This window comes from Tenacibaculum sp. MAR_2010_89 (genome assembly GCF_900105985.1).
GTDB lineage: Bacteria > Bacteroidota > Bacteroidia > Flavobacteriales > Flavobacteriaceae > Polaribacter > Polaribacter halocynthiae.
Window position 1 is genome coordinate 1,592,663 of sequence record NZ_FNUB01000005.1, and the last position, 21,616, is coordinate 1,614,278.

Below are 21,616 nucleotides of genomic sequence, written 5' to 3' on the forward strand. Positions count from 1 at the left end.
CTTTTTGTGGAATAAACTCTTGAATTTTTATCCAAAGCTTGTCAGCTAAATTTTTGTTGAAAAAATATATCTATCGTTATTCCGAATATTTTTATTCATTATTTGTTGACCATCAATAGAAATTTTGGCTTCTTCAAATTTTATGTTTTCATACTGATTTAAGTAGTTGTTGCATTCATGTTCAGTGAAGAAGTTTTCAATGGTAAATACATCAGGGTTTAATGCAATTTTTTTCATAATCTCTAACTTTTAAGTACTATAAATTCAGAGGGAACACTATCAGTTAGCCATACATTATTTTCAGATAGATAAAACTCGTATCCTTCTGACTGCATTTCTCCTGATTTAACAGTCAAAATAATTGGTTTTCCTCTTCTACTACCAACTTTCATAGCAGTTTCTATTTCTGCACTTAAATGAACATGCTGTCTGCTCATTTTTTGTAATCCCTTATCATGAATAACGTTCATGAATTTGGCAACAGTTCCGTGGTATAAAAATTCAGGAGGTTGAACAGGTTTTAGTTCAATATCTATTGTTTTTAAAGAGTGCCCTTGATTCGCTCTTATTTTTGTTTTATCATCATTAAAAGTGAATCGTTTTTTATCGTTGTTAACAACTAGACCTTCTAATTCATCTATTGAAAAACGAACTCCATGCTTTCTTGATTTTTGAAGTAATTCTTCGACAACTGCCCATCCGTTTGAATCTAATTGTAATCCAATTTTTTCAGGTTGATGTCTTAATAGTAAACTTAAAAACTTACTTATTCTTTTTATCTTTTTTTCATTCATTGTTTTTTTCTTTAGTCAAAATCATATACGGTAATTGGAATTTCATGGTGACTAAGTTCTTTATTGATTATTTGCTCTAATTTATCCCATGAACCACCAGCAAGTCCACAACCAATTCTTGGCATATGAACAGAAGCGTTTAATTCTTTTGCTTTTTCTTGTACTTTTTTTAATCCTTGCTCTATAGCTTTGTATCGAATAGGAGGAGTACCTGTACTATCTTTTCTAATTTTGTGTTCTCCTATTAAATTAGCAACCCATAAATTATTTTCAACTTTTACAAATTGAACAGCCCCTAGTTTAAAACTTTCTTCTGACTTGTGCCATTCCCGATATTCTTCTTCCGGTTTTTTCCATTTTTTAGAAATAGCCAATACAAATCCTTTTCCCACCATTGTATACAGGGCCAACTGTATGTATCACCTTTTTTGAAGGAAGATTACCAGCTGTTGTAATCACAGCCTCTCCAATTTTACATTTCCCTTGCCTATTTCTTATTTTTTGACATTCTTCAAGTATAGTTTTTCCACCAGCTCTATGTATGGCGCCATCAACACCGCCACCACCTAATAAACTGGAATTAGCTGCATTTACTATTGCATCAACTTTTATTTTTGTAATATCCCCTTGAATTAAATTAATTTTCATAGCAAATCTCTTTATTGAACACAGATTTAAATGCATTTATATACTTATCGTTTTTAGCATAAATATCAAATACAATATGCTTAAATTGGTTTTTAAATCTATTACTTAGATGCTTATGGAATAAAGTAGCGATAATTTCAGGATCGTTTTGAAACACTCCACATCCCCAAGCTCCTAATATTAATGTTTCATAGTCTTCTTTAGCACATATAGACAACATCTTTTCAATTCTTAAATCCATTATATCGGTAATAGAATCTAACAAATGCTGCTCTTTTAATTTTATTACGCCTTTATTCACAGCTGCTGAGGTAATAAAACCGCAAGAGGTATAGTTTTTAATTAAGTCACCTTTTCGATTTCTGAAAACAGGAACATTAGGACTATGAATCATACTATCGGTATAAATACATGATTTCATATTTCTGTGGGTAGTGTAAAATTCATAAGCTTTCATTTGACTTGCATATAAAGCTGAAGAAACAGATAAACTTTCCTCTTGAGCTAATGCACCGTTTAAAAAAACTCCACCAGGATTTTTGGCAGAAGCAAAATTTAAACACATTATTTTATTATCAATCTTTTTTGATAATCTTAATATACTAGTAATTGAATCTTCGTTGATAACAGTAAATTCAGTTTTAACATTATTTTTTAAATCAACTGTTTTTTTTAGACTATCTAACTCTATTGAAGTAAAAAACCTAGTATTACTTATTGATTTTTCAATTTCAGAACCTATCGTTATATTATTGTTTTCTGTGTCTAAATAAAAACCTTGTTCGATTATATTTAGTGTTTCTTGTGCTTTTATTTTTCTTGTTGACTTTTTCATAGCAATTTTAACCTTTTATTCACTTCATTATCTTTACTAAGAAAAGGCTTTTCTTCCGGAACTATTAGTTTATCTAATTCTTTATTTAAAACGTACTGATGTTGCTCTTTAACAAATTGAGAAATGTTTTCAATTTCTATAATGTCTTCAGTTGCATATTTTATGATTTCATTATTTCTAATTCCAATTTGTATAGCTCTTCTATCTATTTTATCTCCATAAGGATTATGGTCAGGATCCCATTGTAAACGTATTGAAGAATTTTTTACCTGCTCTTGCCAGTTTTCACGTGTTGTATAGATGTCTTCTTGATAATTAGAGTAAACAGCTTTACTTAAATAACGTTCAAAAGCTTCTTTTTTTAGGTGAATAGCTAAAACGATTTCTTGCCCTTCTTTTGTACCCCAACCATTTCTGTACATCATCCATAAAAAGTTAGGTTTTATCCATGTCATGCGAGTATATTTAAAAGGTCCACCGAAGTATTGGTTGTTCATAGCAAAATTCCCAATAGCAGGACGATATGATTGGTATATAATCACTTTTTCGTCATCATACTGTGCCATTATGTGGTGTCCTTCATTTGGCCACTCTTTTATTTGTTCTTTATATAGCTTTGTTTTAAGTTTCATTTTTATGTTTTTAATTGATCAATGTGTAATTGCACTAGATTACTTTCTGTTTGTTTAAATTTTTCTCCAATAAAAACTTTTATAATTTCTATTTTATTAATAATGTTCTGGTTGAAGTTTTCTAAGTTTTCAGAAGGAACCCAAAGTTCATTATGAATTTTTCCACCAACATTTTCTACTTTATACTTCTTGAACTCTTCTTCAGTAATTTCAAATTTTGTTACAAAACCTAAATAGTTACCAAATTCATCTATTGTATTCCATTTTGAAGCTATTTCAGCAGCATACTCTTCATTTAAAACAGGATAGAATATTGGTTGCCATTCAAGTCTTGGAGGGAAGGTTTTGTAATCATTTTGAGCAATTAAAATTAATTCCTTCTCACCGATAGGTCTGTATAATGTTCTTGTTTTCATAACTCATTTTTTATTACTTCTTCTAATTTTATTTGTATACAATTTTCTCTATCAAAAGTTTTAAAGCTATCAGTGGTGAAAATTTCAGAAAAATATTTTTTAAGTTCCTCAAACCCTTTACTAAATATCCCATGGCTTACAGCTAAGTATAAATTTCCAGCATTTTTAGATTTTAATTCTTGTGCTAAGCCTAAAAAAGTACCACCACCATCACAAATATCATCTACAAGTAAACAATCTCTCCCTTTTAAATCTTCAGCATATACTTTGAAACCTGATAATTTTCCTGTTTTTATATCTCTACTTTTTGAGCATTCTACCACTTCATAGTTTTGTAAATAAGAAGCTACTTTATATATTTTTTTTAAAGCTCCACCATCTGGTGATATTAATATTAATTCTTCTGATAGTTTATTAGTAACTAGTTCTATAAATTTATAATTGTCAATTACCTTACAGTTATTTAGTAGGGCAGGAGTAACTTCTGAATGCGGGTCAAAAACAGTAACCGATTGGTAGTTTTGACTATTAATAACTTCTGCATATACTTTTACCGATAACGGTTCACCACTTGTCATTAATCTATCTTGACGTGCCGCTGGAAAATAGGGGAGTACCAAATTTAATTTTTCAACTCCCATATTTTTAAGTGCATTGGTAGCCAGTAAAAGAGTTCCAATATCATTAAATGATTGAACACGATGTGTAATAGTAACTTGTTCTATGTTTTCTAAATCAGCTATGATTTTAATATGCGGTTCACCTCCTGAAAAGGTGAAAAATTCAAATTCGATACTGTTAGAATTACCAAAAGGAACGAATTGTTTATCTAAATTTAAAATCATATTGCGTTATTTTTACGCAAAAATAGAAAAGTTTTTTAGTTTAGAAAAATATTTTGTGTTTTTTTTACGCAAACTTAATTTCGAAGTGGAATCCGTTCTCTTCTAGTTCTTTATATTTTTCGTCATTAAACTTGAAAAGTTTTGCTGGACGACCACTTGAAGGTTGGTAAATTTTATCAGTTTCAGTTAGAATACCAAAACTGAGTATTTTTTTTCTGAAGTTACGACGATCAATTTTTCTATTTAAAATAGTTTGATATAAGTTTTCTAAGTCTGAAAAAGGAAATTCGTTATTTAATAACTCAAAACCAATAGGTTGGTAATTGATTTTATTTTGTAATCTTCTTAAGGCAGTTTTTAAAATGGTATCATGATCAAAAGCAAGTTCAGGGAGTTTACTTATAGAAAACCACTGTGCTTCATCAGCGTCTGTATCTGCAGAAATTTTAAAATTATTTGGACTCACTAAGCCAAAATAAGTTACTGATACTACTCTGTTACGGGGATCACGTCCAGGTTTTCCAAATGTGTATAATTGTTCTAAATAATCGATTGTAACTCCTGTTTCTTCAGCTAATTCTCTTTGAACGGCATCTTCTAAAGATTCGTTTTCTAAAACTAATCCACCAGGTAATGCCCATGATCCTTTGAAGGGTTGAACCCCTCTTTTAATTAATAAAACGGACAGCTCTTTTTGTTCGTAACCAAATACAACAGCATCTACGGCAACTTTAATATTTTGTGGTATCTTCATTAGTGTTGAATTTACACAAAATTACGAAAGTTTTATTTGTTTTTGTAAAATAGAAGTCTTGATTATAGTAAAAAACCTTCGATCTTAGTGAAAGAAGGTTTTTTAATTAGGGGACTATGTAGTGTAACGTTATTTCTTTTTCCATGTTTTTAAAGCGTTAATCGCTTCGTTTGTGTAATCAGTAAATAAACCGTCAACACCTGCATCAAAAAATAAATGATATTCAGCTTCGGGGTTTTTGTTACTCCATTGTGTATTCTCATTTCTAAAAGTATATGGATGTACCAGTAAGTTATTTTTATGAGCAAGTTTAACAAAGTTAGTTGGTGGTAGTAAAGTATGCGTTCCTTTTTCATTTGTTTTATATGAAATAATAAAAGGTTTCCATGGTCCAATTCCGTCAGCATAGGTAGCGGTGAATTTCATGCCTTCTTCGGTTGTAAAGAACTCATAAGTTCTTTGATCTCCTTTTACATGAAAATCATAAGGGGCTACGTAAGATATAAAATCACCTTGTGGTACGTTGAAATTTAATGAGCCATCTTTGTTAATGTTGTATGTAGAGATTAGTTGCACTAGTTTTACAGATAGTTTAGTGTTTAAATATTGTAAAGGTTCAACTTCAAAGCACTGAACAAATACAAGAGAGTCTTTGTCATCTAGATTATTTTCTTGTAAAGCTTCAATTAGTTTATTTTCCATAAAGTGGGAACCAAAAACAGAATTATGGAAATAGGGGTGCTTAATTTCAGGATAAATACCTACTGGTTTTGTTATGTTTTTAGAGTGAGAAATGGTTAAGTCTATTACTTCTTTAAATGTTGGGATATTAAATTGATTATCAAAATTAGTGGGTCTTCCATTATAAGCTTGTTTGGCTTTTAATTTTTTTATTTGAGCCAATGTAAAATCAATAACAAACCAATCCGTAACCATTTTTCCATCTACGTTTTTTGTAGTTTTTAAGCTAGCAAATTCGGCAATTTCTGAAACATTGGTAGTTCCGGATAGCATAGGTTCATGTCTAACAATTAAATGACCATCTTTTGTAAGTACTAAATCGGGTTCAATAAAATCAGCGCCTAATTCAATAGCTTTTTTATAACCTTTAATGGTATGTTCAGGTAATATTGACTGTGCGCCTCTATGGGCTATTATTACTATTTCTTTTGAGTTTTGATTATTTACTTCTTGATCTTTACAAGAGATTGTAATAATGAAAAGTAAAAGTAAAAAAGGAGATAAAGTTGATAGTTTCATGAGGGAATTTTTGTTTTAACAAATCAATGAAACTAATATGAGTTAATTGTAAAGAGAGTATTATTTAACTACAAACATTACAATCATCCTTATCTTGAACTTCACCTACTAGTTTTCCTTTTTCATTTAATACGTAACCACAGCAATCCATAAAACCTTTCGCAATTAATTTTCTAGCACGTTGTATTTGTGATTTAGTTGTTGGTAAGCTTTGATTTAAATAGTTTGCTACTTCTTGTTGTTTTAATCCTTTTATATCGGATAAAAATAAAGGATCTCGATATTTTTTAGGTAAGTTTTGTAAGATACCGCGTAAGCAATCTTTTTCAGTATGGCTATTTTCTTCAATATAAGTTTCTGTTTCTGAATTTGTAAATTCTGAAACTCTATTGATACTTTTAAAATAATCCATAGTTGAATTTCTAGCGATACTAAAAATCCATGGCTTTAATTTGGTAATATCCTTTAGAGTATGAAGTTTGGTGTGTATTTTTATAAAAGTATCTTGTAAAATATCTTCGGTAACTGTCGTGTTTGTTACTTTACCTAGAATAAAATTTCTAAGATCACTAGCGTATTTAGTCCAAACCTGTTTTGTTGTCATTTTAGTGTTTATTAATAAAACAGAAACTACTCTTAAAGGTAAGAATAATTTCTGTTATTGAGTTAACAAATTAATTGATTAACAGTTGCAATTGTTACAAGTGCAGTTTTCGCAAGTACAATTTAAGCAACTTCCAGTTTTACACCCTTCACAAGTGCAAGTACATTGGTTTTTATATTTCATGGTGTTTATATTTTAAATTCATATAGTAGACCAGAAATACTTTAAAAAGATGCAATTAGTTTAAGAAAAATTTTTCAAGCTCTTTTCTAATTGGAATTGGTTTTAAAGGAGAAATGTTTGTGCCACCTGTGTTACCTGTTGGAACCCATATTAAGGTGAATATAATAGAGGCTATAATTCTAAAAAATTGACCAATCGTTTCTTTATAGTTTTTTGTTTTCAATCCAAAAATTAACATCCAGTAGTGAGATACTGTGTGTCTATAAATATGCTTTTGACCTAAAATATGAGCGTTTTCTAAATGATAAAATGACACTTCAAAGTTGTTACTTTTAAGTGCCATTTTACTTAATAATAGTTGATTGTGAAATTCTTTCTTTTGTAGTTGTTTAGTCATAATTGAAATAGTTTTATCAATAGACTAAACTTTTAGAAAAAAGATGCATCAATAATTGTTAAATTAATAGGTTGTTATGATAATAACACCATTAGCTCCTCTAGCTCCATACAGAGCAGCTTCAGGTCCTTTTAAAATTACTATATTTTTTACATTTGACGGTGCTATACTTTCAATACTAGCTTTAGAAACAGGAGTTTTATTAACTACAAATAAAGGTTCATTTGAAGCATTGAAAGAACCTGCTCCTCTAATAGTTACTGAATTATCTGCAGATACTACAACACCTGGAACTGTACCTTTGAAATAGTCATAAATAGTTAAAAACTCTCTGTTATTACCTCTACGAGTTCTTGTTTTTACTATTTTGGTTTGAGTACCAGTAGCTTTTGTTTTTAAAGACCCTTTACCATAAACAAAATAAACTGTTTTTTCTCCTTTGTAAATCATTTTATCAACTCCATGTGTGGGTGATAAAAATGATATTATTCTTGGTCTTTTTTTGTATTTAACTCTAAATAATCCTTTAGCGTCAGTTTTTCCATTAGTTTTTTTTCCATCTATAAACACCATTGCATTTGCAATAGGTGAGTTCAAAGAATCTTTAACGTAGCCTGTAAGATGTTTGCTTCTTTGTCCTACTGTAAAAATGATATTAGTGAATACAAAAATGGTTAAAAGTATAAATTTTCTCATGCTTAATGTTTTAAGTCAAATATAATGAAAAAAGCTTAGCCCTGTAAGTGTTTATATTACAAGTTTTATGATTACGAAAATTATAAAAAACACCGATGTTTAATTAGTGTTTGCTACTCTTTCTCCATTGATATAGGTGGATCTTACTTTAGTTTTTGGAATTTTGTTACCCTCTATAGTAATAATATCGTTTTCTAAAATTACAAAATCAGCTACTTTTCCAATTTCAATACTTCCTTTTTCAGATTCCTCAAAATTCGCATAAGCATTCCATATCGTCATTCCTCTTAAAGCATCCTCTCTAGTTAAAGCATTGTTAATTTGATATCCGTTTTCTGGATACCCTTTTAAATCTTTTCTAATGGTAGCAGCATAATAAGTGTATAGCGGACTTACGTTCTCAATAGGGAAATCAGTACCTAATGCTACCTTACCATATTGCTTTAATAAATCATTGTAAGCATAAGCACCTTTTATTCTATGTGAACCAACTCTATCTTCGGCCCAGTACATGTCAGAAGTAGCATGTGTTGGTTGAATAGATGGTAAAATATTTTTAAAATGATGAAAATCTTTTAAGTCTACTATTTGGGCATGCTCAATTCTCCAACGTCTATCTCCTTTGTTTTTTAAAACATTGTTGTAGGTCTTAAGCATAACATAATTAGCAGAATCACCAATGGCATGAGTGTTCATTTGATATTTAGAATTGGAAATTCTTAAAGCCAGTTTTTGTAAATTCTCATAAGAGTTCACTAAAGCTCCAAAATGACCTTTTTTATCAGAATATTGATCTTTTAAAGCAGCTCCACGTGAACCTAATGCTCCATCAGCATATACTTTTACTGAGCGTACGTTAAGTCTGTTAGTTTTAATAATTCCTTTATTTAGATAGTAATCTAAGTTCTCTTTATTGTTAGAAATCATTGCGTAAATACGCATTTTTAAATCTCCACTTTTTTGCAAGCTATCTATAAGTTCAATTACTTCTTTATCTAAGCCAGCATCATCTACTGTAGTTAGTCCTAGGTCAAAACAAATTTTTTCAGCATCTTTAAGAGCTTGTATTTGAGCAGCTTTGTTAGGTTGTGGTGCTTTGATAAAATTCATAGCGTTATCAATAAGAACACCAGTAAGTTTACCTTCTTTTTTAATAAATTCTCCGCCGTCTATTTTTGAATCGATAGTTATTCCAGCTAAATCAATTGCAACTTGATTTACTAGCATTGCATGTCCATCAATTCTTCTAATAGCTACAGGTATTGAAGGGAATAGTTTGTCTAGTTTATCTTTTGTTGGAAATTCTTTAATTTCCCAATCGTTTTGGTCCCAGCCCCTACCAGTAATGAATAAGGTGTTTTTCTTTTTTTGAAAGTCTATCAGTTTTTGTAAAACTTCATCATAACTTTTAGTGCCAACTAAATTTACTTTTTGTTGCTGTAAACCTAATCCATAAAAATGGCAATGCGCATCTATGAATCCAGGGTAAATAGGTTTGTTTTTAGCATCTATAATGTTGGTTGAGGTATATTTTTCTTGAATTTCCGTATTGGTTCCAACAGCTATAAATTTCCCGTCTTTTATTGCAAAACTTTCAGCTTTATCAAAATTATTGTTTACTGTGTAGGTAATAGAGTTTGTTATAATTAAATCTGCTTTTTCTTTTTGGCTACAAGAAATGATAAAAGAAGTAAGTAGTAGTGGAAGTATTAATTTTTTCATTCAAAATTAGATTAAGTAGTGGATAGTGTTTCAAAAGTATTTAAATTTTATTGTTTATTTTAAATAAAAAAAGGAAAACTAATTAGTTTTCCTTTTTAAAAATATGATAAGAATTATTTTTTCTTATTTAATCGCGTTTAATGCTGCATTATAAGCAGGATCAATAAAAGTAGTACTTAATTGATCAACTTGTGTTTGAGTAGGAATTACTTTTACATCAGGAGTTACCCCAACAGCTTCAACAATCTTTCCGTTACTATCTTGGAAAGCCATTAAAGGCATGTAGAAACTTAAATATCCATTATTTAATCTATTTCCACCATTAAAAGTATCTTGACCACCTAAACCAGCAGTTCCACCAGCACTGTTGTCACCAACAATTGTTACATGGTTTCCTTGAGATTTAATCATCATTGTACTGATTTCAGACATACTAACTGATGATTCATCAATTAAAATAGCTGTAGGTACATTCTGCTTAATTCCGAATTTATGAGGATTAGTTTCAACTGGCACCCATGGGCTATAGTTAAATCTACCATTACCTTCTTTTGTTCTTTGATATCCCCAAACTTTTTGTTGGGTTACAAATCTTTCTGTAAATATACGTGCATCAATTACAGCACCACCACCATTACTTCTTAAGTCTAAAACAACTTTCTTTACTTTACCGTTTGCAATTGGATTATATACTTTTTTATAAAGATCGAAAGAATAGTTTCTAGCTATAGAACTTAATACATCATCAAAATCATTAGTTATTGGAAAAATTCCCCATAAAGTTGTAGAAAAGATGAAACTAGAAATAGTTTGGTAACTTTTTATACGTTTTACATATATACCATATAACTCATTAACAGCAGCTTTTTGACCAGCAGTAGTTGATGGGTTGTTGTAGTATGCTCTTAATAAAGGTAAAACAGCATCGTTTTTAGTATCAAAACTAGCTTTAGCAGTAGTTGTAAAGTTAGCTAAAGGAGTTAAGCTTGCTTCAAGATCGTCAACAAGTTCAGTGCTTTTGAATTTATCAAGAGCAGTAGTGTAATTTTTATATTCGTTTGAAGCGATAACTGTTGAAACTAATTTTTTAAGTTCACTTAAATTATCATTCATCATGTTTTCAAATTGAGAACCAGATGTATTGTCTAAGTCTTTTAAAGCCTTGAAATATGATTGGTTGATTCCTGAAAGACTGTTAATATCTTTTAAGATTGGAAAAGCCCCATCATTAATAGCATGACTAATAACATTAAATTGAGATAATTGAATGTACATAGTTTCAGGATCACTTTTTAAGAATCCAGCTAAAAGTGGACCACCAACATATATAGATGCAGGATCTAATTTTTGAAGCCCCATAACCCTTCTTACGTCACGTTGACTTACTCTTGGGTTTCTTTGAGTTCTACCTAAGTTTACAAAACCATCTTCTTCAGTATATTTGTAAGTCATGTTACTTACAAATGATTCTGTCATAGTAGTTTGACGATTTAATGACTTTACACTAGGTATAGGAATTACAACACTTAATCCAAAGTGTTGATCTAATATTTTGTTAGTGATAATTTCAGCAAAATATTTAAAAGCCAAATTAGCTTCTTTTTCAGCTAAAATAGGATCAACGTTCGCTTTATTAAAAGTAGAAAAAGCTTTAAATTTAGGACTGTATTTTCTATAAATATCATCCCAGTTTTCTTCTTGTTCGTTGAAATAATTATAATCGTTGTTCATCGTATCCCAAAAAGCATTGAAAAGATCAGAATAGCTATTTACAGCTGTTCTGTTCAATTCTGCAATTTCTAATGAATCTTCTCTACAAGATTGTAGTGTAGAGAAAGATATTAATACTATAAATATTTGTAAAATGTATGTGATTTTTTTCATAATAATTAATATTAAAAGTTGTAAGATATTCCAATACCGTAATTAGAGGTAGTGTAATAGTAGTTAGACGTTTTTCTTAATTGTTTCTTTTGGTTATCAGATAAGCCATACATAAAAGAGTACTCAATAAATACACTCATGTTTTTGTAAACGTTGTAACCAAATCGAGTTTCAGCTTGTAAACCGTAATCTACTCTGTTAAATTGATTTTCATTTTTATCAAAATCATAAGATTCTATTACTGTTTTTCTAGGGAAACCGTTAAAGTTTAATCCTCCAAAAACTTCAACAGTACTTTCTCTTTCTAAAGAATTCCACCAACCCACATAAGTTCCTGCAAAAACTTCAAAATTGAATTTTGTGTTTTTTAATGCGTTATGTAAAGGTTGAATTCCTACCATTACAGGAATATTAAAATATTTAGCTCTATGAAGTGTACCAATTCCTTCTTGAGCACCTGTTCTTTGGTATTTGTAATTTTTGTTAATGTAAGTTAATCCAGTTTGGATACTTATATTTTTGTAAACTTTAAAATTAAATCCAGCTTTAAAATAAGAACCAGTATTTCCAGTATATTCTGTGTTTACTCTATTGCTAGCACTGTAGGTTATATCGTTACTGTTTCCTCCTCCAGATAAACTTACTCTAAATTTTTCTTGTGCTGAAATAGTTTGATTGGTAAAAAATGTAATAAAAAGAAGTAAAAATACTTTTTGTTTAAAAAATAGCTGTTTTTGATTGTTTTTCATAAATGATTGTTTTTAATTGTAAAATAGGTTTATTCACCCTATGCACTGGTCCGTGATGGGTGAAGTTTTTAATGAAGATTTTTAATAGCCGTGTAGGTTAAACAAGCAAAGACAATAACACCCTAATTATTTTTTTGTTAAAAAGTAGGTTTAAACGCTATGATTATTGAAGTAATGAAATTGTAAGGGAATTAAGTGGTTTATTTTTAGCTTGATAGTGTTGTTGTTTGAGTTGTGATTTTTTTTAAAAAAAAAATATGTTTTTTTGAGAAAAATTAATAATAATAGAGAATCTTGTTCATTTAGGAATGAGAACTAGAAGGAGGGAGTGTGTAAAAATACTTGCTGTATTTTAATATAAAAAAGAGGAGTAGAGAATCGGTTTTTTACTTTTATTAGTGATTTTTTGATATAAAAAAAGCTATATGATAAATTCATATAGCTAAACTAAAAATGTTTTATTTAAGATTTACGACCTATGTTCTTCAGTTTTGTATATAAGGTAAGTCCAGGTTATGAATAAAATTTGAACACCTATTCTTATGTAGGAAGCAGATTTTGATCCAATAGCTGGTTCTTCTTTTAAAGAGTCCCATATGTGTATAGGCATAAATAGTATCATTAATAAAAATATACCATAAGCCGATTTCTTTTTATACCCTTTTGAAAAAAGTCCAATTCCTAGTAGTATTTCAATAGCTCCTACTATATAGTTTATAGCTAAATTAGGTAAGAAATCTGGAATGAATCCATTGTAAAAATTAGGGTTGTAGAAATGATTAAAACCACCATAAATTAAAAAAATAGCTAAAAGAATTTTTAACGTTAAAATTAAATATTTCATAATTAAGGTTTCAATGTTTCATTAGTGTATAAATATTTATCCATTAAATAAATTATACTAGCCATTGATGCGCTTCCCAATTCTAATTCTCTTTTATTTACTTTGTCAAATGTATCTGTAACCGTATGATGATAATCAAAATAACGTTGAGAATCTGGGCGGTAACCAACCAAAGTAACATGGTCGTCTTTTAATGGACCGATATCAGCTCCACTTCCTCCTTTATCAATATCATGTAAACCGTATGGTGCTAATAGTTTCTTCCAGCTTTGTAGTAAATGAACATTTTTTTGGTTGGCATCAATTGAAAAACCCCTAGGAGTATGTCCTCCTGCATCCGATTCTAATGCTCCAATATGTAATTCACCATTTTCTTTTGCTAAACGAGCATATTCTGTAGCTCCTTTCATACCATTTTCTTCATTCATAAAGAAAACGATACGAATTGTGTTTTTTGGTTTTATGTTATTTTTTTTAAATAAGTAAGCTACTTCTAATGATTGTACTATTCCAGTTCCGTCATCATGAGCACCATCGCCTAGATCCCAAGAATCTAGATGGCCACCAACAACCATTATTTTATCTGGGTTTAGACTTCCTTTAATTTCTCCAACTACATTAAAAGAAGGAGCGTCTGGTAAGGTTTTACAACTTTGTTTAAAGTAAAATTTTAAATTAGGGTTGTTTTTTAAGTGTTTACTTAAGTTTTCAGCACCTCTAGAACTAATAGCAGCTGCTGGTATTTGATGTTCTTTAGCAATATCTCCATATCCCATAGACCCTGTATGAGGGTAATCATTAATACCGTTGGTCATTGAACGAACAATCATTCCTTTTGCTCCAAAAGGTCCAACAACAGATGCGCCAGCAAAACGTTGACCAACGCAACCTCCATAAGCTTTAAAAGTGTGTATAAGAGTATTGTCAAAAGCACCATTAAAAAAAACAATTTTGCCTTTTGCTTTATCTCCTAGTTTTTTAGCTTCTTCTAAACTTTTAACTTCAATAACTTCAGCAGTTATTCCATTTGTTGGAGTAGCAATAGAGAACCCTAAAGCACAAATAGGAACATTAATTTTATTACCGTTAATTGTATAATTAGCCTCTTCTTTTTCTCCACGAACCCAATGAGGAACCATTACAGGTTGTAACCAAACTGAGTCAAGACCAACTTCATTCATTATTTTTTCACCCCAAATTACTGCTTTTGCTGCTTCAGGAGAACCTGATAATCTACCTCCAATATTTGATGTTAAATCTCGTAGCCATTCATAAGATTTTCCTTGGGTTAAAGCAGTATTAAAAAGATGTTTAATATTGGTTGAATCTTTTTTTTCTTCAACGGAAAATTTAGCGGGGGATTTTGATATTTCTTTTTGTTCTGTTTTACAAGAGAATATAATAACAGAAGCAATAGTTATTAAGGTTAATTTTTTCATTTAAATCTAGATCTTTATATGCTATAAATCTACAAAATAGAATTAAGATAAATTGTTTTGTATGGCAGATTTATACCTTTTAAGCTCTTTAATAACTTTAGGAGCTAGTAAAATTAAACCTATCATGTTAGGAACCATCATAGCAAAAACCATGGCGTCTGAAAAATCAATCACAGCATTTAAACTAGCAGCTGCACCAATAATAGTGAAAATACAAAAGATAATTTTATAAACATTTCCTGTTCTTTTTTCTCTTCCAAAAAGATAAGACCAAGCTTGGTAACCATAATAAGACCAAGATATCATAGATGAGAAAGCAAATAAAATTACTGCTATTGTTAGTATGTATGGAAACCATGAAATTCCACTTTCTAAAGCTTTAGAAGTAAGTATTGCCCCTTGTTCAAACGAAATGGTGTTACCAGGTGTTATTTGTCCAGTTATAATTAAAGCTAAAGCTGTCATTGTACATACAAGAACAGTATCAATAAATGGCTCTAACAAGGCAACTAAACCTTCACTAGCTGCATAATTTGTTTTTACAGCTGCATGTGCAATTGATGATGAACCAATACCAGCTTCATTAGAAAACGCACCTCTTCTGAACCCTTGAATAAGTACACCAACCATTCCGCCAGCAATTCCTGTAGGATTGAAAGCACCTTCTATGATTTGGTTAAAAGCAACTGGAATTTGTGTGTAATTTATTGATAAAATTATGATTACAGCTATCACGTATACTAATACCATTACAGGCACCACTTTGTCTGTTACTCTTGCTATTTTTTTGATACCACCTATAATAACGATCCCAGCAAATATGGCCATAACCAGTCCAAATAACCAACCTTTACCATAAATAAAACTTTGCTCACCACCAGTAACATATTCAAATAATTTAAAAGCTTGATTTACTTGAAACATATTTCCACCACCAAATGAACCTCCAACGCACATTATAGCAAAAATTATAGAAAGAGTTTTTCCAATTTTATTAAGGCCAAGTTCTTTTAAACCGTTTTTAAGGTAATACATAGGGCCTCCAAATACAGTTCCATCAGTTTCTATTTCTCTGTATTTTACTCCCAAAGTACATTCAACAAACTTAGAAGCCATTCCTAATAAACCAACAATAATCATCCAAAATGTAGCACCAGGACCACCAATAGATAAAGCAATTGCTACTCCAGCAATATTTCCTAATCCAACTGTAGCAGATAGGGCAGCAGTTAATGCTTGGAAATGAGAAACCTCTCCATTGCCTTCTACTTTTATGGTTTTAGCAATGTCTGTTTTATTATCAGGTTTATCTATGCTGTCGTATTTTCCTCTTACTACATTTATAGCTGTAAAAAATCCACTAAAATTAATTCCTTTAAAATAAATTGAAAAATAACATGCTCCACCAACTAAAATTATTAAAACCCAAGGAATAGCTATGTTTTCTGTAATAGGGATTTGATATAGTATGGTATCGGTAAACCAACTAGTAGCATTATGAAAAGATTGATTGATTTTTTGATCTAAAGATTGAGTTGTGTTTTGAGCTACAGTAATTAATGGAGAAATGAATAAGGTAATAAAAGTAATTAAACGTTTCATGGATGTTTTAAATTGATTTCTGCTAAATTGCTTAGAATCAGTTTAAAATAAAAGGTTACGCATTGATGAAAATAAGAGTTTGTATGGTTAAGTATATGATTAAGTATTTAATTTAGCTACAGGAAATAGTGGCAAAACCTAACAGGTTTTTATCAATAGCATAACTTATTAATTGTTCTTTTCCGTCAGACCCAGAGATATTTAAGGCTTTTTTTATTTGGTAAATATGAGCTTGAAACCCATCTACACTAATATTCATAGCTTCTGCAATTTCGGTATATGATTTTTTTGTTCCACAAACACCAAGGTTTGCTAATACTTCTTTTTGACGATCAGATAGCTCAACTTTTGAAGATTTTTTTAACTTTTTATACTTCTTTTTTTGTTGATCTATTTCAGATTTTAAGTGTTTTATCGTGTCTAAGTGACTTTCATTTGCTATTAACAGAGTTTCTTTGTCTTTCTCTAATGTTTCTTTTATCGTTTTTATTTTTATAAATTCAGATTGTTGCTCTTCTTTTTCGGCTAATAATTTCCAACTGTATAAAAGTATTGTGAATAATAGGATGAATAAAAATTTAAAAGATAGTGCAGTAACAATTCCTAGTATGTTCCATGTACTTAAAGGTATCCAATATTGAATTTGAGTTTCAGGAATAATTCTGTGGGTAACTGCAATTATTATTAAAACAAATAAAGCAAAAGTAGGGAGGTACATAAATCGCATACCTCTATTTTTGAATGCTTTATTCAACTCTTGAAGTAAAGAAAATGCAACAACTAATGAAATTGGGATATCAATTAACCAAATTACATTATTACTGGCATTTTCATTGTTATTACTATAAAATGAAATTAAAAATACGGAAGCAATCATACCTAAAATTCCTCCGAAAATTATAAAAACTTCTCTATTAGTGAATCGTTCTATGATTCTAATAACAATACTTCTTTTTTCATAATGTTCTATTGAAGGTATAGACATTAATATAAACAAAGAATTAACTAATGAGAAGAAAACTCCTAGACTAATAATAATTTTATGGTTAGTAGAAATATTGAAAACAGAAGTTAAAATTATATTTATAAAAGCACCTGCTCCCCAAGAAAAAATAGCTAAAGCAAACCACTTAATACCCTGTATTGAATTGGTATCAGTGTTTTTGTTTTTTTCTTTAAAGTATACACGTTTAATTACAAAAGCAGTAATTAAACAAACTATAGCGGTTATATAGAAAGAAACTTTTGTTAACATTAGTTTTTTTAGGAAACTAAATTACTAATAATTATTAGAGTAATATGTAATGGATATAGTTTACGTCTTGGTTATTTATGTAAATTCGAGTAAAATTAGTTAACTTTTTTATACTAAAATAGTAGTTCCATTAGATGATTTATTATTGTTTTCATCAAAATAAAAATCAATTCTACCTAGATTAACTCCGTAAGCACCAACTTGATTGATAAGAGTGTTTTTATCGTCTATATTTTTTATAATAGTTGGTTTTGGTAAAAATGTATGCGTATGCCCTCCAATAATTAAGTCAATATTTTTAGTAGCTTTAGCTAGGTTTAAATCAGAAATGGTGTCAGGATTGTTTCTATAATAATACCCTAAATGAGATAAACAAATAATTAAATCACAGTGTTCTTCGTTTTTTAGGGTGTTTGTTATGTCTTGAGTTATTTCAATAGGATTTAGATAAGTCGTTTCTTTGTACATTCTTTTGTCTACTAACCCATCCAATTCAATACCTAAACCAAATATTCCTATTTTAATACCATCTTTAAAAATGATTTTGTAGGGTTTTACGTGGGTATCTAAAACAGTGTTTTTAAAATCGTAATTAGCAGAGACAAAGTCGAATTTAGCATTTGGGAGCTGTTTATATAAGCCATTTATAGAATTATCGAAATCGTGATTTCCAATAGTGGCAACATCGTATTTCAGCATACTCATTAGTTTAAATTCAAGAGCACCCTCGAAATAATTAAAATAAGGAGTTCCTTGAAAAATATCTCCAGCATCTAGAAGCAAAGTGTTTTTGTTTTCTAATCGTATTTGTTCAATTAAAGACGCGCGTCTAGAAACACCACCTCTATTTGCGTATCTAGTATGATTTGCTTTAAAAGGCTCAATATGACTATGTGTGTCATTTGTATGTAGAATGGTGATATGTTTTTGTTTTTTTTGAATAAATGATGGTAATGTTAGTCCACCAACCATAGCTAATGTTGAAGCTCCTCCTAATTGTTTAATAAAATTGCGTCTTTTCATTATTTAATAATTATGCGGTTATCTATTGAGGTTTTCAGGGTATCCACTTTTTTAAAGTAGTCGATAATAGCGTCTCTAACTTTGTAGTTTAATTTTGTTAACTTTTTTGGGTTTCTAAAAAAAATCATTTTGTCACCACCGCCTTGTAAAAAATCAGATGTTAATACAGAGTATGTTTTATTTTTATCGAATATTTCACCATTAATTTTTAAAGAGTAGTTACTTTCTTTAATTATTAATTCTATGTTTTTCGATAGGGGGTTAGCTACGTTGTTTTTAATGAAATAATTAACAAGTTCAATTACTTTGTTTCCTGTAATTTCTGCTATTACGAGCTCATTTTCAAAAGGCATTAATTTAAAAGCGTGTTCTTTTGTTATTTCTCCAGCAGGAATTGTTGCTCGTATTCCTCCATGATTAAACATAGAAAAATCAATAGAGGTGTTGCTTTTTTCTTTAAAAATTGGGGTAGCCATTTCAATACATAAATCAGCTAATAAATTTCCTAAATTACTTTGGATATTAATACCTTTTCTAGTTAATTTTTCAGGCGTATAACTTAGTACTTTAGACATATTATCTGCTAGCTTTTTTTTGTAAGGAGCTATAATGTTATCTATTTTTTCTGAAGATTGTATGGCGCTATCAATTGCTATTGTTTTAGCAGTTATTTTGGAGAGGTGTGTATTGTTTTTTTTACAGGAAGTAATTGCCAAAAAAAAACAAAATAAATATGATAATTTCATTTAAATAAAATTTTATTTAACTAACGTTCCTTTACAGTTAGTTAGTATATAATTAAAATGTTCAACATCTGAGTCGTTAAGTTTTAATGTTCCTGTTATTGATACTATATTGTCTGTTTTAAATTTTAGTTTAAAATTAGATTGTAGTTCTATGGTGGTTTCTGGACCACCAATACCACAAAAATAACAAGCAGACATTGGACCTTTCGATAAGATGTTGTATTTTTCGCTAAGGTCTAAACTTAAAAAATAACCAGTAATAGTTATTTGTTTTCCATCTAAAGCTTTAACAGAGTCTGAAAATTTTGGATGCAATAAGGTTTCATCATAATCAGGAAAATATTTTTTCGTGAATTTTACCTTAGATAAATCTTTCCAAGTTACTTTTTGCTGACCAAAGATCAAATAAAAAGATAGGAAAAAAAACATAAAAAGAACTTTATTTCTCATTGCTTAAAATTGTAGATATATTCATGTTTATTATTGGATAAATAGCTAAAGAAATGGAAAGAAAGACCATTAAGAAAACAAACGAAGCTATTTGCAAAAAATCTTTAAAAACTAATTCTTGAAGTATAATTTGTTGGTTACTAATTTGTATTAAACTAACGATAGTTCCTAATGCTATTTTGATTAATAGGAGTCCCAATAAAAAAGCAATTAATACTATAATTCCACCTTCATAAATTACCATCTTAATTAATTGATAATTATTAGCTCCATAAGTTCGTAAAATAGCTAAATCAAAAGCTCGTTCTTTTATCATTTTATAGGAGCTTATGAAAATAATAACACAAGAAATTATAAGAATTAAATAACCTATCCAAGAAATAGTTTGAAGTCCAATGTTTGTATATTTATATAACTTCCCCAATTCATATTTAGGCAAAGCAGCTTGCATACTAGTATGCTTATTAATTTTTCTAGGAATAGTTAAAAAAGCTCTTGGATTTTTAAAAGTTACTAATAAAGAGGTGATTTCTTTATCTTCGTGTTCTTCATGGTGTTTATGCTCTTCATGATGTTCATTGTTACCATGATCATGGGTTTCCCATACACTTTCTAAATTGGTAATTATTAAGCGATCTATTACTTTTTGCGTTGGTTTTAAAATACCTACTATCGTTAACTTGTCTGAATGTACTTCTATATTATTTTCTATTAGTCCATGAGAACTTAAAAAAGAATCTCCTATTTTTAGGTTTAGTTCCTTAGCTACGGTATTTCCTAAAATCACTTCCATAGCTTTTTTAACTTTACGACCTTTTTCTAACTCGGTTTTATAAAGAGAGATAAATTGATTTGTTGTGCCTACAATTCTATATCCTTTGTAATTATCACCATAAGAAATAGGAACTGCAAGTTTAATCATTGAGTTTTCACTTATTTTTTTTGCTTCTTTATAGGGGATGTTTCCTGTTGGATTATCTATATGTAAAACAGAAGCTAGAGTTAACTGTAAAGAACTTCCTTTGGCTCCAATAACTAAATCAATTTGACTTAAGTTATTTTCAATTTGTGCTTCAAAAGATTTTTTTAATTGTTGAATACCTAAAAGAAGGGTAATACTTAGCGATAAAATAAAAATACTTAAAAAACTATATAATGGTTTTGATTTTATATTTCGAATACTAATTTTCCAAATGTTCATAATGTAATAGAATTTTGGAAGTGTGACTTTAATCTATGGTCGTGAGTAATAACAATTAAATTAGCATCGGTTAGTTTTGCCTGCTCTTTTAAAATTTTAATAACAGTATTACAGTTTTGATCATCTAAACTAGAGGTGGGTTCATCAGCTAAAATAACTTTGGGATTATGAATTATAGATAAAGCTATTCCTAGTCGCTGTAATTGACCTTCACTTAATTTGTTTACTTTTTTATTTTTTAAATCATAAATATCTAACTGCTTCAATAGATCTTCAATCTCTTTGTTAGTTGTTTTTTTTTTGCTGAAAAAAAGACGAGCTTGTAAATTTTCAAATACATTTAAAGATTGAACTAAATGATTTTTTTGAAAAACAAGCCCAATGTTTTTACCTCTAAATGTATTTAATTCATTGTTTGATAAATAGTTAATGTCTGTATTGTTAATTATGATTTTTCCTGAAAGAGGCGTTAATAATCCAGAACAAAGATGTAGTAATGTTGTTTTTCCAATACCAGATTTTCCTAAAATGAGCAAGTTTTCTCGTTTTCCTAAAGCAATATTTGGAAACCTAAAAATTGGATCTCCTTTTTTATATTGAAAAGTAAGGTATTCTGTTTGTAACATCTTATATTCTT

General features: G+C 29.4%; 24 protein-coding genes and 1 pseudogene. All 25 read right to left on the reverse strand.

Features of this window, described 5'->3' with window-relative positions; translation table 11 throughout:
• Nucleotides 1–45: 45 nt before the first annotated feature.
• The 25 genes and pseudogenes from BLV71_RS18865 to BLV71_RS10620 all read right to left on the reverse strand — a co-directional run bounded on the left by BLV71_RS18865 (nucleotide 46) and on the right by BLV71_RS10620 (nucleotide 21,605).
• Entirely contained in the window at nucleotides 46–237 is a 192-nt protein-coding gene (locus tag BLV71_RS18865; protein ID WP_255405156.1) for a hypothetical protein, read from the reverse strand.
• Between the two features lie 5 nt (nucleotides 238–242).
• Nucleotides 243–794: an RNA 2'-phosphotransferase gene (locus BLV71_RS10505; RefSeq protein WP_093870504.1), complete on the reverse strand. Its 552-nt coding sequence runs from the start codon at nucleotides 792–794 to the stop codon at nucleotides 243–245.
• An 11-nt stretch (nucleotides 795–805) separates the two neighbouring features.
• Complete coding sequence (locus BLV71_RS10510; protein WP_093870505.1) at nucleotides 806–1,189, reverse strand: macro domain-containing protein; 384 nt, start codon at nucleotides 1,187–1,189, stop codon at nucleotides 806–808.
• A pseudogene (locus BLV71_RS10515) lies at nucleotides 1,179–1,442 on the reverse strand (macro domain-containing protein); the annotation flags it as partial. The gene BLV71_RS10510 and the pseudogene BLV71_RS10515, both read right to left, overlap by 11 nt.
• Nucleotides 1,432–2,277, reverse strand: a complete 846-nt coding sequence (locus tag BLV71_RS10520) for a TIGR02452 family protein (RefSeq protein ID WP_093870506.1) — start codon at nucleotides 2,275–2,277, stop codon at nucleotides 1,432–1,434. The pseudogene BLV71_RS10515 and the gene BLV71_RS10520, both read right to left, overlap by 11 nt.
• Complete coding sequence (locus tag BLV71_RS10525) at nucleotides 2,274–2,909, reverse strand: DUF4291 domain-containing protein (protein ID WP_093870507.1); 636 nt, start codon at nucleotides 2,907–2,909, stop codon at nucleotides 2,274–2,276. The genes BLV71_RS10520 and BLV71_RS10525 overlap by 4 nt, the downstream gene beginning before the upstream one ends.
• Nucleotides 2,910–2,911: 2 nt before the next feature.
• Nucleotides 2,912–3,325, reverse strand: coding sequence for an ADP-ribosylation/crystallin J1 (locus BLV71_RS10530; protein ID WP_093870508.1), 414 nt, complete (start codon nucleotides 3,323–3,325; stop codon nucleotides 2,912–2,914).
• Complete coding sequence (gene prs, locus BLV71_RS10535; protein WP_093870509.1) at nucleotides 3,322–4,170, reverse strand: ribose-phosphate diphosphokinase; 849 nt, start codon at nucleotides 4,168–4,170, stop codon at nucleotides 3,322–3,324. Before prs ends, BLV71_RS10530 begins: the two co-directional genes overlap by 4 nt.
• A gap of 64 nt (nucleotides 4,171–4,234) precedes the next feature.
• The gene (locus BLV71_RS10540; protein ID WP_093870510.1) at nucleotides 4,235–4,924 is read right to left on the reverse strand and encodes an NUDIX domain-containing protein; all 690 of its coding nucleotides are present in this window, start codon (nucleotides 4,922–4,924) and stop codon (nucleotides 4,235–4,237) included.
• A gap of 129 nt (nucleotides 4,925–5,053) precedes the next feature.
• A complete protein-coding gene (locus BLV71_RS10545; protein ID WP_093870511.1) occupies nucleotides 5,054–6,184 on the reverse strand; it encodes a glycerophosphodiester phosphodiesterase in 1,131 nt (376 codons plus the stop codon).
• 64 nt (nucleotides 6,185–6,248) lie between these two features.
• Entirely contained in the window at nucleotides 6,249–6,788 is a 540-nt protein-coding gene (locus tag BLV71_RS10550; RefSeq protein WP_093870512.1) for a sigma-70 family RNA polymerase sigma factor, read from the reverse strand.
• A 238-nt stretch (nucleotides 6,789–7,026) separates the two neighbouring features.
• Entirely contained in the window at nucleotides 7,027–7,368 is a 342-nt protein-coding gene (locus tag BLV71_RS10555) for a DUF3703 domain-containing protein (protein WP_093870513.1), read from the reverse strand.
• Nucleotides 7,369–7,431: 63 nt separating this feature from the next.
• Nucleotides 7,432–8,064: a TonB-dependent receptor plug domain-containing protein gene (locus BLV71_RS10560; protein ID WP_093870514.1), complete on the reverse strand. Its 633-nt coding sequence runs from the start codon at nucleotides 8,062–8,064 to the stop codon at nucleotides 7,432–7,434.
• A 99-nt stretch (nucleotides 8,065–8,163) separates the two neighbouring features.
• Nucleotides 8,164–9,786 (reverse strand): amidohydrolase, encoded by a 1,623-nt coding sequence (locus tag BLV71_RS10565; protein WP_093870515.1) that lies wholly within the window; start codon nucleotides 9,784–9,786, stop codon nucleotides 8,164–8,166.
• Nucleotides 9,787–9,909: 123 nt separating this feature from the next.
• Complete coding sequence (locus BLV71_RS10570; RefSeq protein WP_093870516.1) at nucleotides 9,910–11,670, reverse strand: S41 family peptidase; 1,761 nt, start codon at nucleotides 11,668–11,670, stop codon at nucleotides 9,910–9,912.
• Nucleotides 11,671–11,681: 11 nt separating this feature from the next.
• Nucleotides 11,682–12,419 (reverse strand): outer membrane beta-barrel protein, encoded by a 738-nt coding sequence (locus BLV71_RS10575; RefSeq protein WP_093870517.1) that lies wholly within the window; start codon nucleotides 12,417–12,419, stop codon nucleotides 11,682–11,684.
• A gap of 469 nt (nucleotides 12,420–12,888) precedes the next feature.
• Entirely contained in the window at nucleotides 12,889–13,263 is a 375-nt protein-coding gene (locus BLV71_RS10580) for a MauE/DoxX family redox-associated membrane protein (protein ID WP_093870518.1), read from the reverse strand.
• A gap of 2 nt (nucleotides 13,264–13,265) precedes the next feature.
• The gene (locus BLV71_RS10585) at nucleotides 13,266–14,702 is read right to left on the reverse strand and encodes a M20/M25/M40 family metallo-hydrolase (protein WP_093870519.1); all 1,437 of its coding nucleotides are present in this window, start codon (nucleotides 14,700–14,702) and stop codon (nucleotides 13,266–13,268) included.
• A gap of 42 nt (nucleotides 14,703–14,744) precedes the next feature.
• Nucleotides 14,745–16,304, reverse strand: a complete 1,560-nt coding sequence (locus BLV71_RS10590) for an alanine/glycine:cation symporter family protein (protein WP_093870520.1) — start codon at nucleotides 16,302–16,304, stop codon at nucleotides 14,745–14,747.
• 112 nt (nucleotides 16,305–16,416) lie between these two features.
• Nucleotides 16,417–17,559 (reverse strand): helix-turn-helix transcriptional regulator, encoded by a 1,143-nt coding sequence (locus BLV71_RS10595; RefSeq protein WP_093870521.1) that lies wholly within the window; start codon nucleotides 17,557–17,559, stop codon nucleotides 16,417–16,419.
• Nucleotides 17,560–17,667: 108 nt separating this feature from the next.
• A complete protein-coding gene (locus tag BLV71_RS10600) occupies nucleotides 17,668–18,582 on the reverse strand; it encodes a bifunctional metallophosphatase/5'-nucleotidase (RefSeq protein ID WP_093870522.1) in 915 nt (304 codons plus the stop codon).
• Nucleotides 18,582–19,328 (reverse strand): 5'-nucleotidase C-terminal domain-containing protein, encoded by a 747-nt coding sequence (locus tag BLV71_RS10605; RefSeq protein WP_093870523.1) that lies wholly within the window; start codon nucleotides 19,326–19,328, stop codon nucleotides 18,582–18,584. Before BLV71_RS10605 ends, BLV71_RS10600 begins: the two co-directional genes overlap by 1 nt.
• A gap of 12 nt (nucleotides 19,329–19,340) precedes the next feature.
• The gene (locus tag BLV71_RS10610) at nucleotides 19,341–19,778 is read right to left on the reverse strand and encodes a hypothetical protein (protein WP_093870524.1); all 438 of its coding nucleotides are present in this window, start codon (nucleotides 19,776–19,778) and stop codon (nucleotides 19,341–19,343) included.
• Complete coding sequence (locus BLV71_RS10615; protein WP_093870525.1) at nucleotides 19,768–20,979, reverse strand: ABC transporter permease; 1,212 nt, start codon at nucleotides 20,977–20,979, stop codon at nucleotides 19,768–19,770. The genes BLV71_RS10610 and BLV71_RS10615 overlap by 11 nt, the downstream gene beginning before the upstream one ends.
• Nucleotides 20,976–21,605, reverse strand: coding sequence for an ABC transporter ATP-binding protein (locus tag BLV71_RS10620; protein ID WP_093870526.1), 630 nt, complete (start codon nucleotides 21,603–21,605; stop codon nucleotides 20,976–20,978). The genes BLV71_RS10615 and BLV71_RS10620 overlap by 4 nt, the downstream gene beginning before the upstream one ends.
• Between the last annotated feature and the right edge of the window lie 11 nt (nucleotides 21,606–21,616).

Excerpts from the sequence above, each read along its gene's own strand:
- BLV71_RS18865 (WP_255405156.1), bottom strand. The coding sequence starts at position 237 with ATGAAAAAAATTGCATTAAACCCTGATGTATTTACCATTGAAAACTTC.
- BLV71_RS10505 (WP_093870504.1), bottom strand. The coding sequence starts at position 794 with ATGAATGAAAAAAAGATAAAAAGAATAAGTAAGTTTTTAAGTTTACTA.
- BLV71_RS10510 (WP_093870505.1), bottom strand. The coding sequence starts at position 1,189 with ATGGTGGGAAAAGGATTTGTATTGGCTATTTCTAAAAAATGGAAAAAA.
- BLV71_RS10520 (WP_093870506.1), bottom strand. The coding sequence starts at position 2,277 with ATGAAAAAGTCAACAAGAAAAATAAAAGCACAAGAAACACTAAATATA.
- BLV71_RS10525 (WP_093870507.1), bottom strand. The coding sequence starts at position 2,909 with ATGAAACTTAAAACAAAGCTATATAAAGAACAAATAAAAGAGTGGCCA.
- BLV71_RS10530 (WP_093870508.1), bottom strand. The coding sequence starts at position 3,325 with ATGAAAACAAGAACATTATACAGACCTATCGGTGAGAAGGAATTAATT.
- prs (WP_093870509.1), bottom strand. The coding sequence starts at position 4,170 with ATGATTTTAAATTTAGATAAACAATTCGTTCCTTTTGGTAATTCTAAC.
- BLV71_RS10540 (WP_093870510.1), bottom strand. The coding sequence starts at position 4,924 with ATGAAGATACCACAAAATATTAAAGTTGCCGTAGATGCTGTTGTATTT.
- BLV71_RS10545 (WP_093870511.1), bottom strand. The coding sequence starts at position 6,184 with ATGAAACTATCAACTTTATCTCCTTTTTTACTTTTACTTTTCATTATT.
- BLV71_RS10550 (WP_093870512.1), bottom strand. The coding sequence starts at position 6,788 with ATGACAACAAAACAGGTTTGGACTAAATACGCTAGTGATCTTAGAAAT.
- BLV71_RS10555 (WP_093870513.1), bottom strand. The coding sequence starts at position 7,368 with ATGACTAAACAACTACAAAAGAAAGAATTTCACAATCAACTATTATTA.
- BLV71_RS10560 (WP_093870514.1), bottom strand. The coding sequence starts at position 8,064 with ATGAGAAAATTTATACTTTTAACCATTTTTGTATTCACTAATATCATT.
- BLV71_RS10565 (WP_093870515.1), bottom strand. The coding sequence starts at position 9,786 with ATGAAAAAATTAATACTTCCACTACTACTTACTTCTTTTATCATTTCT.
- BLV71_RS10570 (WP_093870516.1), bottom strand. The coding sequence starts at position 11,670 with ATGAAAAAAATCACATACATTTTACAAATATTTATAGTATTAATATCT.
- BLV71_RS10575 (WP_093870517.1), bottom strand. The coding sequence starts at position 12,419 with ATGAAAAACAATCAAAAACAGCTATTTTTTAAACAAAAAGTATTTTTA.
- BLV71_RS10580 (WP_093870518.1), bottom strand. The coding sequence starts at position 13,263 with ATGAAATATTTAATTTTAACGTTAAAAATTCTTTTAGCTATTTTTTTA.
- BLV71_RS10585 (WP_093870519.1), bottom strand. The coding sequence starts at position 14,702 with ATGAAAAAATTAACCTTAATAACTATTGCTTCTGTTATTATATTCTCT.
- BLV71_RS10590 (WP_093870520.1), bottom strand. The coding sequence starts at position 16,304 with ATGAAACGTTTAATTACTTTTATTACCTTATTCATTTCTCCATTAATT.
- BLV71_RS10595 (WP_093870521.1), bottom strand. The coding sequence starts at position 17,559 with ATGTTAACAAAAGTTTCTTTCTATATAACCGCTATAGTTTGTTTAATT.
- BLV71_RS10600 (WP_093870522.1), bottom strand. The coding sequence starts at position 18,582 with ATGAAAAGACGCAATTTTATTAAACAATTAGGAGGAGCTTCAACATTA.
- BLV71_RS10605 (WP_093870523.1), bottom strand. The coding sequence starts at position 19,328 with ATGAAATTATCATATTTATTTTGTTTTTTTTTGGCAATTACTTCCTGT.
- BLV71_RS10610 (WP_093870524.1), bottom strand. The coding sequence starts at position 19,778 with ATGAGAAATAAAGTTCTTTTTATGTTTTTTTTCCTATCTTTTTATTTG.
- BLV71_RS10615 (WP_093870525.1), bottom strand. The coding sequence starts at position 20,979 with ATGAACATTTGGAAAATTAGTATTCGAAATATAAAATCAAAACCATTA.
- BLV71_RS10620 (WP_093870526.1), bottom strand. The coding sequence starts at position 21,605 with ATGTTACAAACAGAATACCTTACTTTTCAATATAAAAAAGGAGATCCA.